At 62.6% G+C, this 15,696-nt stretch carries 14 protein-coding genes and 1 pseudogene; 7 read left to right on the top strand and 8 right to left on the bottom strand.

The features are described 5' to 3' along the window. Positions 1–55: 55 nt before the first annotated feature. The 5 genes from AC3RCP_RS30655 to AC3RCP_RS30675 all read right to left on the bottom strand — a co-directional run bounded on the left by AC3RCP_RS30655 (position 56) and on the right by AC3RCP_RS30675 (position 5,293). Entirely contained in the window at positions 56–1,024 is a 969-nt protein-coding gene (locus AC3RCP_RS30655; protein ID WP_007926728.1) for a CDP-6-deoxy-delta-3,4-glucoseen reductase, read from the bottom strand. Then, positions 1,024–2,490 carry a 4-hydroxy-3-polyprenylbenzoate decarboxylase gene (gene ubiD / locus AC3RCP_RS30660; RefSeq protein WP_009046125.1) on the bottom strand — a complete coding sequence of 489 codons (1,467 nt, stop codon included), beginning with the start codon at positions 2,488–2,490 and terminating at the stop codon, positions 1,024–1,026. Before ubiD ends, AC3RCP_RS30655 begins: the two co-directional genes overlap by 1 nt. Before the next feature lie 140 nt (positions 2,491–2,630). Beyond that, entirely contained in the window at positions 2,631–3,890 is a 1,260-nt protein-coding gene (rho, locus tag AC3RCP_RS30665) for a transcription termination factor Rho (RefSeq protein ID WP_007926725.1), read from the bottom strand. A gap of 248 nt (positions 3,891–4,138) precedes the next feature. Then, a complete protein-coding gene (trxA, locus tag AC3RCP_RS30670; RefSeq protein WP_003206727.1) occupies positions 4,139–4,468 on the bottom strand; it encodes a thioredoxin TrxA in 330 nt (109 codons plus the stop codon). Positions 4,469–4,594: 126 nt separating this feature from the next. After that, a complete protein-coding gene (locus AC3RCP_RS30675; RefSeq protein ID WP_101336238.1) occupies positions 4,595–5,293 on the bottom strand; it encodes a FadR/GntR family transcriptional regulator in 699 nt (232 codons plus the stop codon). Between the two features lie 254 nt (positions 5,294–5,547). Here AC3RCP_RS30675 and AC3RCP_RS30680 point away from each other — a divergent pair, with 254 nt between their 5' ends. The 5 genes from AC3RCP_RS30680 (at position 5,548) to ppx (ending at position 10,128) form a co-directional block, all read left to right on the top strand. Next, positions 5,548–6,333: a transporter substrate-binding domain-containing protein gene (locus AC3RCP_RS30680; protein WP_101336239.1), complete on the top strand. Its 786-nt coding sequence runs from the start codon at positions 5,548–5,550 to the stop codon at positions 6,331–6,333. 21 nt (positions 6,334–6,354) lie between these two features. Next, positions 6,355–7,023, top strand: coding sequence for an amino acid ABC transporter permease (locus AC3RCP_RS30685; protein ID WP_053263061.1), 669 nt, complete (start codon positions 6,355–6,357; stop codon positions 7,021–7,023). Further along, positions 7,020–7,670: an amino acid ABC transporter permease gene (locus AC3RCP_RS30690; protein WP_007926721.1), complete on the top strand. Its 651-nt coding sequence runs from the start codon at positions 7,020–7,022 to the stop codon at positions 7,668–7,670. The genes AC3RCP_RS30685 and AC3RCP_RS30690 overlap by 4 nt, the downstream gene beginning before the upstream one ends. Further along, complete coding sequence (locus tag AC3RCP_RS30695; RefSeq protein ID WP_007926719.1) at positions 7,657–8,391, top strand: amino acid ABC transporter ATP-binding protein; 735 nt, start codon at positions 7,657–7,659, stop codon at positions 8,389–8,391. Before AC3RCP_RS30690 ends, AC3RCP_RS30695 begins: the two co-directional genes overlap by 14 nt. 234 nt (positions 8,392–8,625) lie before the next feature. Then, a complete protein-coding gene (gene ppx / locus AC3RCP_RS30700) occupies positions 8,626–10,128 on the top strand; it encodes an exopolyphosphatase (RefSeq protein ID WP_007926717.1) in 1,503 nt (500 codons plus the stop codon). Between the two features lie 101 nt (positions 10,129–10,229). On the opposite strand, the gene ppk1 is transcribed toward ppx, so the two are convergent. Next, positions 10,230–12,449 (bottom strand): polyphosphate kinase 1, encoded by a 2,220-nt coding sequence (gene ppk1, locus AC3RCP_RS30705; protein WP_007926716.1) that lies wholly within the window; start codon positions 12,447–12,449, stop codon positions 10,230–10,232. 18 nt (positions 12,450–12,467) lie between these two features. Then, entirely contained in the window at positions 12,468–13,481 is a 1,014-nt protein-coding gene (gene hemB / locus AC3RCP_RS30710; RefSeq protein WP_101336240.1) for a porphobilinogen synthase, read from the bottom strand. 207 nt (positions 13,482–13,688) lie between these two features. On the opposite strand from hemB, the gene AC3RCP_RS30715 reads away from it, so the two are divergent. Then, a complete protein-coding gene (locus AC3RCP_RS30715; RefSeq protein ID WP_007926712.1) occupies positions 13,689–14,321 on the top strand; it encodes a DedA family protein in 633 nt (210 codons plus the stop codon). Here AC3RCP_RS30715 and AC3RCP_RS30720 read toward each other — a convergent pair. Next, a pseudogene (locus tag AC3RCP_RS30720) lies at positions 14,302–14,804 on the bottom strand (sterol desaturase family protein); the annotation flags it as partial. The gene AC3RCP_RS30715 and the pseudogene AC3RCP_RS30720 overlap by 20 nt on opposite strands. A gap of 198 nt (positions 14,805–15,002) precedes the next feature. On the opposite strand from AC3RCP_RS30720, the gene elbB reads away from it, so the two are divergent. Continuing rightward, positions 15,003–15,671: an isoprenoid biosynthesis glyoxalase ElbB gene (gene elbB, locus AC3RCP_RS30725; RefSeq protein ID WP_007926709.1), complete on the top strand. Its 669-nt coding sequence runs from the start codon at positions 15,003–15,005 to the stop codon at positions 15,669–15,671. Positions 15,672–15,696: the final 25 nt, after the last annotated feature.

A 15,696-nucleotide genomic window follows, 5' to 3' on the forward strand; every position in this document is an offset into this window, starting at 1 on the left:
AAATAAATACCGATGGGCTATATAGGAAGTTATAACGAGGGACAGCCCCGAGAACTCAGGACCGAGGAGCGTAGGCAAATACATCGGCGCGCATCTGGTGCGCATCCATGCCCGCTTCGACCAGCGCGTCGAGGGTCGCGTAGATCATCGCTGGCGAGCCGCTGGCGTAGACATGCACCGCCGACAGGTCGGCAATGTCCTCGCTCACCGCCTCGTGCAGCATGCCGCAGCGCCCTTCCCAGCCACAGAGGTCGCTGACCACCTTGTGCAGGAACAGGTTGGGCAGCTTCTTCCATTCGTCCCAGTGTTCGATCTGATAGAAGTCGTCCGGCCGGCGCACGCCCCAGTACAGGTGCACCGGGTATTTGAAGCCCTTGGCCCGGCAATGCTCGATCAGGCTGTGCATTTGCGCCATGCCGGTACCGGCGGCGATCAGCACCAGCGGCCCGTCCGGCAGCTCGGCCAGGTGGGTATCGCCAAACGGCAGCTCGACGCGCACGTTACCGTTGCGCTGCAACTGTTCGATCAGGCTTTGTGCACTGCTTTCGCGCACCAGTACGTGCAGCTCCAGCTCGCGCCCGGCGTGCGGCGCCGAGGCCAGGGAGAATGCCGACTTCTCGCCATTCTCCCGCTCGAGCATCAGGTACTGGCCAGCGTGATAACGCGGTGGCTTGCCGGCGGGCGCCCGCAGGCGGACCCGCCAGACATCGCCGCCGACTTCCAGACACTCGGTGACCTGACACGACAGACTGCGCACCGGCAGTTCTCCCAGCGCAAGGACGCCATCCCACAGCACGATGCAGTCTTCCAGCGGCTCTGCAATGCAAGTGTAGAACTCGCCATGATCGCGCACATCGCCGGCCTGCAGGACACGGCCCTCCACCAGCAGGGCGCAGCACACATGACAGTTGCCATTGCGGCAGCTTTGCGGGCATTCATAGCCCAGGCGCCGCGCTGCATCGAGAATCCGCTCGCCGGGCAGCGTCTCAAGCACCGCTCCGGAGGGCTGCAAGGTTACACGCATCAATCTATTCCTAACTGATTCCAGATGGCATCGATCCGGCGGGTCACTGCCTCATCCTTGACGATCACCCGGCCCCACTCGCGGGTGGTTTCACCGGGCCATTTATGCGTGGCATCGAGCCCCATCTTCGAGCCCAGGCCGGAGACCGGCGAGGCGAAGTCGAGGTAGTCGATCGGCGTGTTATCGATCATCACCGTATCGCGCTTGGGGTCCATGCGCGTGGTAATGGCCCAGATCACGTCGTTCCAGTCGCGCGCGTTGATATCGTCGTCAGTGACGATAACGAACTTGGTGTACATGAACTGTCGCAAAAACGACCAGACACCGAGCATTACCCGCTTGGCGTGGCCGGGGTACTGCTTCTTCATGGTCACCACCGCCATGCGGTACGAGCAGCCTTCGGGCGGCAGGTAGAAGTCGGTGATTTCCGGGAACTGTTTCTGCAGGATAGGCACGAACACTTCGTTCAGCGCCACGCCGAGAATCGCCGGCTCATCCGGCGGACGACCGGTGTAGGTGCTGTGGTAGATCGGCTTGATCCGGTGGGTGATGCGCTCGACGGTGAACACCGGGAAGCTGTCGACTTCGTTGTAGTAGCCAGTGTGATCGCCATACGGGCCTTCGTCGGCCATCTCGCCCGGATGGATCACCCCTTCCAGGATGATTTCCGCGGTGGCTGGCACTTGCAGGTCGTTGCCGCGGCATTTCACCAGCTCGGTGCGGTTGCCCCGTAGCAGGCCGGCGAAGGCGTATTCGGAGAGGCTGTCCGGCACCGGCGTCACGGCGCCGAGGATGGTCGCCGGATCGGCGCCCAGGGCCACGGACACCGGGAACGGCTGGCCCGGGTGCTTCTCGCACCATTCGCGGTAATCCAGCGCGCCGCCACGGTGGCTCAACCAGCGCATGATCACCTTGTTGCGGCCGATCACCTGCTGGCGATAGATACCGAGGTTCTGCCGGTCCTTGTTCGGCCCCTTGGTGACGGTCAGGCCCCAGGTGATCAGCGGGCCGACATCGCCCGGCCAGCAGGTCTGCACCGGCAGCATCGCCAGGTCGACGTCATCGCCTTCGATGACCACTTCCTGGCAGATGGCATCCTTGACGACTTTTGGCGCCATGGAAATGATCTTGCGAAAGATCGGCAGCTTGGACCAGGCATCCTTGAGCCCCTTGGGCGGCTCGGGCTCCTTGAGGAACGCCAGCAGCTTGCCGATTTCCCGCAGTTCGCTGACCGCCTCGGCGCCCATGCCCAGCGCCACGCGCTCCGGGGTGCCGAACAGGTTGCCCAGCACCGGAATGTCGTAGCCGGTGGGCTTTTCAAACAGCAGGGCCGGGCCTTTGGCACGCAAGGTGCGATCGCAGACCTCGGTCATTTCCAGCACTGGGGACACCGGAACCTGGATGCGCTTGAGTTCGCCGCGCTGTTCCAGACCGCTGATAAAGTCGCGCAAGTCGCGATACTGCATGCGTGAGCCTCGTTTTGGCCGTGGCGTTCGGGGCTGGCAGTTTAGCGCCGAACCCGACTGTTCAGAACAGTGAACTGCCGTTCATCAATAATCAGATAGCAAAAAGCCGGGTTTCCCCGGCTTTTGCGGTCCCGCTCGACTTACTTGCGTTTCATCGACAGGAAGAACTCATCGTTGGTCTTGGTCTGTTTCAGCTTGTCGACCAGGAACTCGATGGCGGCGACTTCATCCATCGGATGCAGCAGCTTGCGCAGGATCCACATGCGCTGCAGCTCGTCGTCGGCGGTCAGCAACTCTTCGCGGCGGGTGCCGGAACGGTTGATGTTGATGGCCGGGAATACGCGCTTCTCGGCGATCTTGCGGTCCAGGGGCAGCTCCATGTTGCCGGTACCCTTGAACTCTTCGTAGATCACTTCGTCCATCTTCGAGCCAGTCTCGACCAGCGCGGTGGCGATGATGGTCAGCGAGCCGCCTTCTTCGATGTTCCGCGCGGCACCGAAGAAACGCTTCGGTTTTTCCAGGGCGTGGGCATCGACACCACCGGTCAGCACCTTGCCGGAGCTCGGGATCACGGTGTTGTAGGCACGGGCCAGACGGGTGATGGAGTCGAGCAGGATCACCACGTCCTTCTTGTGTTCGACCAGGCGCTTGGCCTTCTCGATCACCATCTCGGCAACCTGCACGTGGCGGGTTGGCGGTTCGTCGAAGGTGGAGGCGACCACTTCGCCGCGCACGGTGCGCTGCATCTCGGTCACTTCTTCCGGACGTTCGTCGATCAGCAGCACGATCAGATGAACTTCAGGGTTGTTACGGGTGATGTTCGACGCGATGTTCTGCAGCATGATGGTCTTGCCCGCTTTCGGCGGAGCAACGATCAGACCGCGCTGGCCTTTACCGATCGGGGCGCACAGGTCGATGACACGACCGGTCAGGTCTTCGGTGGAACCGTTGCCGGCTTCCATCTTCATGCGCACGGTCGGGAACAGCGGCGTCAGGTTTTCGAACAGGATCTTGTTCTTCGCGTTCTCGGGACGATCGTAGTTGATCGTGTCGACCTTCAGCAGTGCGAAGTAACGCTCGCCTTCCTTTGGAGGGCGGATCTTGCCAACGATGGTGTCACCGGTGCGCAAGTTGAAACGACGGATCTGGCTCGGGGAGACGTAGATATCGTCTGGGCCGGCCAGATAGGAGGCGTCGGAGGAGCGAAGAAAGCCGAAGCCGTCCTGGAGGATCTCCAGCACGCCATCACCGGAGATTTCCTCGCCGCTTTTAGCGTGCTTTTTCAGCAGGGAGAAAATCACGTCCTGCTTGCGCGAACGGGCCATATTTTCTATGCCCATCTGTTCGGCCAATTCGAGCAGTTCGGTAATCGGCTTTTGCTTGAGTTCAGTCAGATTCATATAGGAATGACGTAATCATTTATGGAGGGGGGGAAATTAAGCTTTTGGCTTAATGATGCCGCGCCGCGGAGAAGGCGACAGGATCGCGTACTTATTCGAAAAGGAGAGCGTCGGCGACGGCTTGCAGGGGGCAGAGGAGAAACCAGTGCGGGGCCGAATGTAACACCTGAGTTTCTGAGCGTCTAGCCCTGAATAATGAAAAAGCCCCGCTATTTACGGGGCTTTTTTGATGCGATTTACAACGATGCTTAGATGTTGGCGTCGAGGAAAGCAGCCAGTTGCGACTTGGACAGTGCGCCGACCTTGGTGGCTTCGACGTTGCCGTTCTTGAACAGCATCAGCGTCGGGATACCACGCACGCCATGCTTGGCCGGGGTTTCCTGGTTTTCGTCGATGTTCAGCTTGGCAACGGTCAGCTTGCCTTTGTAGGTTTCAGCGATTTCGTCCAGGACCGGAGCGATCATTTTGCATGGGCCGCACCACTCAGCCCAGTAGTCGACCAGTACAGCGCCTTCGGCCTTGAGTACGTCAGCCTCGAAGCTAGCGTCGCTAACGTGTTTGATAAGATCGCTGCTCATGGAAGTCTCCAGGTTGTAAGCAAAAAAACGTGGCCCATCATAGCCGCCCTTCCCGCGTTCAGGAAGCCGGAGTTGATTGACTCTCGCTATGGTGCCCGATGAATTTGGGTATAGCTCAACTGGAAACTATGCGGGGGTGACGAAGGCGATTCCGGTGCGCAGGGCCGCGCCGCGCACATGCTCCTGCATGGCCTTCTGCGCCGCCCCAGAGGCATGCCGGGCCAGCCCGCGGAGGATCTTGCGATGCTCCTGCCAGGTTTCCATGGCCCGCTCGGGCCGGATGAACGGTAGTTTCTGGCTCTCCAGGAAGATCTCGGCGCTGGTACTGAGAATGCTCACCATTGCCTGATTACCGCTGGCTTGCAGGATCTTCTGGTGAAACTCGAAATCCAGCCGCGCCGCCGCCTCGAAATCCGCCGCCCGCAGCTCGTTGCGCATGGCCTCGACATTATCCTGCAACGCATCCAGCTCATCGGCGGTCAGCGTCACGGCCGCCAGCCCCGCGGCGAAGCCTTCCAGGGCGTAGCGCAATTGGAAGATATCCGTCGGCGACGCCTGGGCCGCGAACGGCCAGCTCAGCCCCGCGCCATTGACCGGCGATTGCGCGGCCTGCACGAACACGCCTTTGCCAGGCTGCACGCTGATCACGCCCAAGGCGCTCAAGGACGACAGCGCCTCGCGCAATGAAGCCCGGCTGACCCCCAGTTGCACGGCCAGATCGCGCTGCGACGGCAGCGCATCGCCCGGGCCGAAGCCGCGCTCGTTGATCAATTGGCGGATGGCTTGCAGCGCCACCTCGGGTACGGCGCGGGAGATCGAGTTCATAGAATGCAGGCTGGCCGGTCCAGGAAAAGGCTAGTTGTAAAGCTATTCGCCGAGCCCGGCAAGTCGTGCCCCAAGGGGGTTCGGGCGTATCTCCGGACGCTCGATAAGGGGGCAGAAACGCCATCAACTGTTCAGACCAGTAAGACCGAAGGACGCCAGCAAAACCCGGCGCTCCAGGGCTTTTTCCGGCGTTTGGCACGGGCTGTGCTGTGTCGCTGCGCAGAAATCACTTCCCGTGAATCCGGAGATTTGCCATGACCAAGCGTTTCAGCGCCCTGCTCTCTGCCCTGTTTGCCAGCCTGCTGCTGAGTCAGACGCCCGCCCACGCCAGCGGCCTGGACGATGTCGTCGCCCGCGGCACCCTCAAGGTGGCCGTGCCCCAGGACTTCCCACCCTTTGGCTCGGTCGGTCCGGACATGAAACCCCGCGGCCTGGATATCGACACCGCGAAACTGCTGGCCGACCAGCTCAAGGTCAAGCTCGAACTGACCCCGGTCAACAGCACCAACCGCATTCCGTTCCTGACCACCGGCAAGGTCGACCTGGTGATCTCCAGCCTCGGCAAGAACCCGGAGCGCGAGAAGGTCATCGACTTCTCCCAGGCCTACGCGCCCTTCTACCTGGCGGTATTCGGCCCACCCGAAGCGCCAGTCGCCAGCCTCGACGACCTCAAGGGCAAGACCATCAGCGTCACCCGTGGCGCCATCGAAGACATCGAACTGACCGCCGTGGCCCCGCAAGGCGTGACCATCAAGCGCTTCGAGGACAACAACTCGACCATCGCCGCCTACCTGGCCGGCCAGGTCGACCTGATCGCCAGCGGCAACGTAGTGATGGTCGCCATCAGCGAGCGCAACCCGAAACGCATCCCGGCGATGAAGGTCAAGCTCAAGGATTCCCCGGTCTATGTCGGCGTGAACAAGAACCAGCCGGAGCTGCTGGACAAGGTCAACCAGATCCTCACCACCGCCAAGGCCGACGGCAGCCTGGAAAAGAACGCCCAGCTGTGGCTCAAGCAGCCATTGCCGGCTGGCCTCTGATCGCGGTCGCGGAGGTTATCCATGGCTTATCAGTTCGACTTTCTACCGGTGCTGGAAAACACCAGCCTGCTGCTGCGCGGCGCCCTGTTCACCCTTGAGCTGACCGCCATCGGCGCATTGCTCGGGGTCGGCCTGGGCATAGTCGGCGCGGTGGTGCGGGCCTGGAAGATCCAGCCCTTCTCGGCCCTCTTCGGCGTCTACGTCGAGCTGATCCGCAACACCCCGTTCCTGGTGCAGCTGTTCTTCATCTTCTTCGGCCTGCCGTCCCTGGGGCTGCAGATCTCCGAGTGGCAGGCGGCGGTGCTGGCGATGGTGATCAACCTGGGGGCCTACTCCACGGAAATCATCCGCGCCGGCATCCAGGCCATCCCCCGCGGCCAGCTGGAGGCCGCGGCGGCCCTGGCCATGACGCGCCTGGAGGCCTTCCGCCATGTGGTGTTGCTGCCGGCGCTGGGCAAGGTGTGGCCGGCCCTGAGCAGCCAGATCATCATCGTCATGCTCGGTTCGGCGGTGTGTTCGCAGATCGCCACCGAGGAGCTGAGCTTCGCCGCCAACTTCATTCAGTCGCGCAACTTCCGCGCCTTTGAAACCTACGCCCTGACCACGCTGATCTACCTGTGCATGGCCCTGCTGATCCGGCAGCTGCTGAACTGGGTCGGGCGCCGCTATATCGCGAGGAGCAGCCAATGAGTGATTTCAGCTTCTGGGACATCGTGCGCAACCTGCTGACCGGCCTGCAATGGACCCTGCTGCTGTCGCTGGTGGCCTTTGTCGGCGGCGGGCTGATCGGTTTGCTGATCATGACCCTGCGCATTTCCAAGAAGGCTTTCCCCAGCGGTTTCGCCCGCCTGTACATCGAGCTGTTCCAGGGCACGCCGCTGTTGATGCAGCTGTTCCTGGTGTTCTTCGGCATCGCCCTGCTGGGGGTGGATATCTCGCCCTGGCTGGCAGCGGCCATCGCCCTGACGCTGTTCACCAGCGCCTACCTGGCGGAGATCTGGCGCGGCTGCGTCGACTCGATCCCCAACGGCCAGTGGGAAGCCTCCTCCAGCCTGGCGCTCAACCCTTATGAACAGCTGCGCCATGTGATCCTGCCGCAGGCGCTGCGGATTGCCGTGGCGCCTACCGTGGGCTTCTCGGTGCAGGTGGTCAAAGGCACCGCGGTGACCTCGATCATCGGCTTCACCGAGCTGACCAAGACCGGCGGCATGCTCGCCAATGCCACCTTCGAGCCCTTCATGGTCTACGGCCTGGTGGCGCTCGGTTACTTCCTGCTGTGCTACCCCCTGTCCCTCAGTGCGCGCTACCTGGAAAGGAGACTGCATGCCTCTGCTTAGAATTTCCGCCCTGCATAAATATTACGGCGACCATCATGTGCTCAAGGGCATCGACCTCAGTATCGAGGAAGGCCAGGTGGTGGCGATCATCGGCCGCAGCGGCTCGGGCAAGAGCACCTTGCTGCGCACCCTCAACGGCCTGGAGTCGATCAACGACGGGGTCATCGAAGTCGACGGCGAATACCTCGACGCCGCCCGCGCCGACCTGCGCAGCCTGCGGCAGAAGGTCGGCATGGTGTTCCAGCAGTTCAACCTGTTCCCGCACCTGACTGTCGGCGAGAACGTCATGCTCGCCCCGCAGGTGGTGCAGAAGGTGCCCAAGGCCAGGGCCGCCGAGCTGGCGCGGGAGATGCTGAAGCGGGTCGGCCTGGAGGAGAAGTTCGACGCCTTCCCCGACCGCCTGTCCGGCGGCCAGCAACAGCGAGTGGCGATCGCCCGGGCGCTGGCCATGTCGCCCAAGGTGCTGCTGTGCGACGAGATCACCTCGGCCCTGGACCCGGAGCTGGTCAACGAAGTCCTGAGCGTGGTGCGCCAGCTGGCCAAGGACGGCATGACCCTGATCATGGTGACCCACGAGATGCGTTTCGCCCGGGAAGTGGGCGACAAGCTGGTGTTCATGCATCAGGGCAAGGTGCATGAAGTGGGCGACCCGAAAGTGCTGTTCGCCAACCCGCAGACGCCGGAACTGGCGAATTTCATCGGGACCAATGAAAGCGCTTGATGCTACCCGTAGCCGCTGCCGCAGGCTGCGATGGTCCGGGCCACGCTGGTCGCAGGGCCTTCCCGGGCCCTCAAGAACAGCGCCTGCTGCGCAGTCGGTCGCAGCCTGCGGCAGCGGCTACAGGAGCTGTGGCGCAAGGATTCATGCGTTGAATCAACGCATTGGACACTGCGCGTTGGCGCGAGCGATTGATCGTGGCAGGATGGCAAGGTTATCGACCGAGACCCCCAAACCATGCCGCAATCCCAAGCCAAGAATCTGTCCCTGATCGCCGCCATCGACCTGGGCTCCAACAGCTTTCACATGGTCGTGGCCAAGGCTCACCATAATGAAATCCGCATTCTCGAGCGGCTCGGTGAAAAGGTTCAGCTGGCCGCCGGGATCGACGAAGACCGTCAGCTCAACGAAGAATCCATGCAACGCGGGCTCGATTGCCTGAAGCGCTTCGCCCAACTGATCAACGGCATGCCCCTAGGCGCGGTGCGCATCGTCGGCACCAACGCCCTGCGCGAAGCCCGCAACCGCGGCGAATTCATCCGCCGCGCCGAGGAAATCCTCGGCCACCCGGTGGAAGTCATCTCCGGTCGTGAAGAGGCCCGCCTCATCTACCTGGGCGTGTCCCATACCCTCGCCGATACCCCGGGCAAGCGCCTGGTCGCCGACATCGGCGGCGGCAGTACCGAATTCATCATCGGCCAGCGCTTCGAGCCGCTGCTGCGCGAAAGCCTGCAGATGGGCTGCGTCAGCTTCACCCAGCGCTATTTCCGCGACGGCAAGATCACCCCGGCGCGCTACGCCCAGGCCTACACCGCGGCGCGCCTGGAAATCATGAGCATCGAACACGCCCTGCATCGCTTGACCTGGGATGAAGCCATCGGCTCCTCGGGCACCATCCGCGCCATTGGCCTGGCGCTCAAGGCCGGCGGCCACGGCAGTGGCGAAGTCAACGCCGAAGGCCTGGCCTGGCTCAAGCGTCGGCTGTTCAAGCTGGGCGATGCCGAGAAAATCGACTTCGAAGGCATCAAGCCGGATCGCCGGGCGATCTTCCCCGCCGGCCTGGCGATTCTCGAAGCCATCTTCGACGCCCTCGAACTGCAGCGCATGGACCATTGCGAAGGCGCCCTGCGTGAAGGCGTGCTCTACGACCTGCTGGGCCGTCATCACCACGAAGACGTGCGCGAGCGCACCCTGGGTTCGTTGATGGAGCGTTATCACGTCGACCTGGAACAGGCCGCCCGGGTCGAGCGCAAGGCGCTCCACGCCTTCGACCAGGTGGCCGAGGACTGGGACCTGGAGGACGGCGTCTGGCGCGAACTGCTGGGCTGGGCCGCCAAGGTCCATGAAGTGGGCCTGGATATCGCCCACTACCATTACCACAAGCACGGCGCCTACCTGATCGAGCACTCCGACCTCGCCGGCTTCTCCCGCGAAGACCAGCAAATGCTCGCGCTACTGGTACGCGGTCACCGCCGCAACATTCCCAAGGACAAGTTCGCCGAATTCGGCGAGGAAGGCAGCAAGCTGATCCGCCTGTGCGTGCTGCTGCGTTTCGCCATCCTGTTCCACCACATCCGCGGCACCCAGGAAATGCCCCAGGTGAAGCTGCACGCCGCCGGCGACAGCCTGGAGGTGATGTTCCCGGCAAACTGGCTCGACGAGAACCAGCTGACCCAGGCCGACTTCGCCCTGGAAGCGGAATGGCTGACCCGGGTCGGGATCACCCTCAACGTGCACTGAAACGCCCCGCACAAAAAAGCCGGCTTGCCGGCGATGGGCTCCTTCCAAAGGGCACCATCGCCGGCAAGCCGGCTTTTTCATGGGCTGAATAGGCCCCGGGCTCAGCGCACCGCCAGCACCGGGTTGCTCAGGCGCTCCAGCAGGGTGGCCTGGGCGCTGCGCGGGTTCTGGTTGCCGGTCGGGGTGTTGCGGATGTAGCGACCGTCCGACTGCAGGCTCCAGCTGTGGGTGTTATCGGTGAGATAACTTTCCAGCTCCTTCTTGACCCGCAGGATCAGCTTCTTGCCCTCGACCGGGAAGCAAGTCTCGACGCGCTTGTCGAGGTTGCGCTCCATCCAGTCGGCGCTGGACAGGAACATCTGCTCCTCGCCGCCATTGAGGAAGTAGAACACCCGGGTGTGCTCCAGGAAGCGGCCGATGATCGAGCGCACATGGATGTTGTGCGACACACCGGCGATCCCCGGACGCAGGCAGCACATGCCCCGCACCACCAGGTCGATGCGCACACCCGACTGGCTGGCCTTGTACAGCGCGCGGATGATCTTCGGATCGGTCAGCGAGTTGAACTTGGCGATGATGTGCGCCGGCTTGCCGTCCAGGGCGAACTGGGTCTCCCGGGCAATCATGTCGAGCATGCCCTTCTTCAGGGTGAAGGGCGCGTGCAGCAGCTTCTTCATGCGCAGGGTCTTGCCCATGCCGATCAACTGGCTGAAGAGCTTACCGACGTCTTCGCACAAAGCGTCGTCGGAGGTCAGCAGGCTGTAGTCGGTGTACAGGCGGGCGTTGCCAGCGTGGTAGTTGCCGGTGCCCAGGTGGGCGTAGCGCACGATCTCGCCGGCTTCGCGCCGCAGGATCAACATCATCTTGGCGTGGGTCTTGAAGCCGACCACGCCGTAGATCACCACCGCGCCGGCCGCTTGCAGGCGGCTGGCCAGTTGCAGGTTGGACTCTTCGTCGAAGCGCGCGCGCAGCTCGATCACCGCGGTGACTTCCTTGCCGTTACGCGCCGCATCCACCAGCGCATCGACGATTTCCGAGTTGGCGCCGGAGCGGTACAGGGTCTGGCGCACCGCCAGCACGTGCGGATCCTTGGCCGCCTGACGCAGCAGGTCGACCACCGGGGTGAAGGACTCGAACGGGTGCAGCAGCAGGATGTCCTGCTTGCTGATCACGCTGAAGATGTTCTCGCTGTTCTGCAACAGCTTGGGAATCTGCGGGGTGAACGGCGTGTATTGCAGCTCCGGGTGGCTGTCCAGGCCGGTGATGCTGAACAGGCGCGTCAGGTTCACCGGACCGTTGACCTGGTACAGCTCGGTCTCGCTCAGGTTGAACTGCTTGAGCAGGTAGTCGGACAGGTGTTTCGGGCAGGTGTCGGCCACTTCCAGACGCACCGCATCGCCGTAACGACGGGAGAACAGCTCGCCGCGCAGGGCGCGGGCCAGGTCTTCGACGTCCTCGGTGTCCACCGCCAGGTCGGCGTTGCGGGTCAGGCGGAACTGATAGCAGCCCTTTACCTTCATGCCCTGGAACAGGTCATCGGCGTGGGCGTGGATCATCGACGAGAGGAACACATAGTTGTCGCCAGGGCCGCCGACTTCTTCCGGCACCTTGATGATCCGCGGCAGCAGGCGCGGCGCCGGGATGATCGCCAGGCCGGAATCGCGACCGAAGGCGTCGACCCCTTCGAGTTCGACGATGAAGTTCAGACTCTTGTTCACCAGCAGCGGGAACGGGTGGGTCGGGTCGAGACCGATCGGAGTGATGATCGGCGCGATCTCGTCGCGGAAATAGCGACGGACCCAGGTCTTGAGCTTGGTGGTCCAGTAACGGCGACGGATGAAGCGGACCTGATGTTTCTCCAGCTCCGGCAACAGAATGTCGTTGAGGATCGCGTACTGGCGGTCGACGTGACCGTGCACCAGGTCGCTGATGCGCGCCAGGGCCTGGTGCGGCTGCAGGCCATCGGCACCGGCCTGTTCACGGGCGAAGGTGATCTGCTTCTTCAGGCCGGCGACGCGGATCTCGAAGAACTCGTCCAGGTTACTGGAGAAGATCAGCAGGAACTTCAGGCGCTCCAGCAGCGGATAGGACTCATCCAGCGCCTGCTCCAGCACGCGGATGTTGAACTGCAGTTGCGACAGCTCGCGATGGATATACAGGCTGCTGTCATCCAGGCTCGGGATGACCAGGGTCGGCATCGCCACATGCGGTGCGTCCGCTTGCACCGGCGGGGCTTCCAGCTCCGGTGGTGTTTCAACGACCTGCTCGACCACGGGTTGAGCTTCTTTTACGGCAACTTCAGTGAGTCCTTCGGTATTCATCGCGTGTTCCTGGGAGGGCTATTTTTGCTCTCGTAACAATTGAGCAGCACGAACGGCAAAGTAAGTCAGGATGCCATCGGCACCCGCGCGTTTAAAGGCGGTCAAGGATTCGAGAATAACCCCTTCGCTCAACCAGCCATTCTGGATCGCCGCCATGTGCATGGCGTATTCGCCGCTGACCTGATAGACAAAGGTCGGCACCTTGAATTCATCCTTGACCCGCAAAAGGATGTCCAGGTACGGCATGCCCGGCTTGACCATGACCATGTCCGCGCCTTCGGCGAGGTCGGCGGCCACTTCATGCAGGGCTTCGTGGCTGTTGGCCGGGTCCATCTGGTAGGAGGCCTTGTTGGCCTTGCCCAGGTTCAGCGCCGAGCCGACCGCATCGCGGAACGGACCGTAATAGGCGCTGGCGTACTTGGCCGAATAGGCCATGATCCGCACGTTGACGTGCCCGGCCAGCTCCAGGGCTTCGCGGATCGCCTGGATGCGGCCGTCCATCATGTCCGAAGGCGCGACCACCTGGGCGCCGGCTTCGGCATGGGACAGGGCTTGCTTGACCAGTGCATCGACGGTGATGTCGTTCTGCACATAGCCTTCTTCGTCGAGGATGCCGTCCTGACCGTGGGTGGTGAACGGGTCGAGCGCCACGTCGGTGATCACGCCCAGTTCAGGGAAACGCTCACGCAGCGCGCGGGTGGCGCGCTGGGCAATGCCTTCCGGGTTCCAGGCTTCGGCGGCGTCCAGCGACTTGAGATCCGCCGGGGTCACCGGGAACAAAGCCAGCGCGGGAATCCCCAGCTCGACCCACTGCGCCGCTTCCTCCAGCAGCAGGTCGATGGTCAGGCGTTCGACGCCCGGCATCGAGGCCACCGCTTCCCGACGATTCTCACCGTCGAGCACGAATACCGGCAGGATCAGGTCATCGGTGGTCAGGACGTTTTCACGCACCAGGCGACGAGAAAAATCATCACGGCGATTGCGACGCAGGCGAGTGGCGGGAAACAAACGGTTGGCTGGGGTAAAGCTCACGACAGACTCCTGAGCCCGCACAGGCGGGCGAGCGTGACAGTTATAAGCGCCCATTATGACGAACGGATGACAGTTGTGCTTAACCCTGTGACCGGTAGTCGCAGCTATTGTCCAGCCAGCATTTGTTCACGTCGAGACACATTTGGATACTTTCCTCCATGGGCCCGAAGGGTTAGGCTGCGCGTTCATTTCGCCAGCATCCAGACAATGCTCCAACAATTTCTTCAGGAATTCGGCTACTTCGCCCTCTTTCTCGGCACATTCTTCGAAGGCGAGACCATCCTGGTCCTGGCCGGCTTCCTCGCGTTTCGCGGATACATGGACATCAACCTGGTGGTGGTCGTGGCGTTCTTCGGCAGCTATGCCGGCGACCAGCTGTGGTACTTCCTGGGACGCAAGCACGGGCGTAAGCTGCTGGCGCGCAAACCGCGCTGGCAATTGATGGGCGATCGGGCGCTGGAGCATATCCGCAAGCATCCGGACATCTGGGTGCTGAGTTTCCGCTTCGTCTACGGCCTGCGCACCGTGATGCCGGTGGCCATCGGCCTGTCGGGATATCCGCCGGGACGTTATCTGTTGCTCAACGGCATTGGCGCGGCGATCTGGGCCGCCGCCCTGGCCGCCGCGGCCTATCACTTCGGCGCTGTGCTCGAAGGCATGCTGGGCAGCATCAAGAAGTACGAACTGTGGGTGCTCGGCGCCTTGCTGGTCCTGGGTTTTGCCCTGTGGCTGCGCCGCCGCTTCAAGAATGCGCGACTGGCCAAGGCGATCTACGAAGCCGAACAGGTCAAGCAGAACGAGCAGAGCGATTGCTGCAAGTCTAAGACGCCAGTCGAGTAAGACGACCCCGGCAGCAGTAAAGCGCAATGCCACTGAGCAGGCTGTAACTGATCAGGCCGGCCCAACCCAAGGCACTGGCCGGCCACAGCCCGACCAGAGGCGCCAGCCACACCAGCGGCAGGTCCGACGCCAGCCGCAGCAGCTCCATCTTCAGCGCCCACGGGCGATTCTCCAGCGCCACCCCCAATACGAACAGACCAAAGGCCATGGCGCTCCAGCCCAGCATCGGGGCCGCGACCGGCAGGCTGTCGCCCAGGTTCATCAGGTAGCTGCCAAGAGCCGCATACACCGCGCATCATCAGCAACCGGGCATAGAACTGCAGATTGGCCCACACCGGGTCCCAGCTGGCCAGGGGGCGTGGTGACGCCGAAGACCACCGGCTCGTTGTCGTCCTCCTCCTGAAAGGTGCCGAACAGCCGGTCCCAAATAATGAACACGCCGCCGTAGTTGCGATCCATGTAGAGAGCGTCCGCGACCCGATAGTTGTTCCCCCCGCCAGCGGTCGGCCAGCAGCTCGAGGACTATCAGCACGAAGAAGAACGGCACCGCATACAGAATGAAATTCATGACACGGCCTGATCGCAATCCTGATCGAAGATTAGGTCGGGCGGCGGGATAACCCTATGGCAACGGGCAACAAATTAGTGGACATTTAACGCCATGAATCTGGAGAAAAAACCATGAGCAAAAAAGTTGCAGTGATCCTTTCCGGCTGTGGCGTCTATGACGGTGCCGAGATCCATGAAAGCGTCATCACCCTGCTGCGCCTGGACCAGCGTGGCGCCCAGGTGCAGTGCTTCGCCCCGAACATCGCCCAGCTGCATGTGATCAACCACCTGACCGGCGAAGAGATGCCCGAATCGCGCAATGTTCTGGTGGAATCGGCGCGCATCGCCCGCGGCCAGGTCAAAGACATCCGCGAGGCCAACGCCGAAGACTTCGACGCGCTGATCGTGCCTGGCGGCTTTGGCGCGGCGAAAAACCTTTCCAACTTCGCCGTGGAAGGGGCCGGCTGCACGGTCCAGCCGGATGTCCTGGCACTGACCGAAGCCTTCGCCGAAGCCGGCAAGCCGGTGGGCCTGATCTGCATCTCGCCGGCATTGGCGGCGAAGATCTACGGCCCGGGCGTCACCTGCACCATCGGCAACGACGCCGACACCGCGGCCGCCGTCAGCAAGATGGGCGCGACCCATGCCGAGTGCACCGTTGGCGATATCATCGAGGACAAGGCGCGCAAGCTGGTCAGCACCCCGGCCTACATGCTCGCGCAGTCCATCAGCGAAGCCGCGGCCGGCATCAATAAGCTGGTGGATCGGGTGCTGGAACTGACCCACGAAAACGACGAATAACCCAAAAGCCGTGGCGAGCGGCAAG

This window comes from Pseudomonas sp. GW822-FHT05A08, from assembly GCF_058800485.1.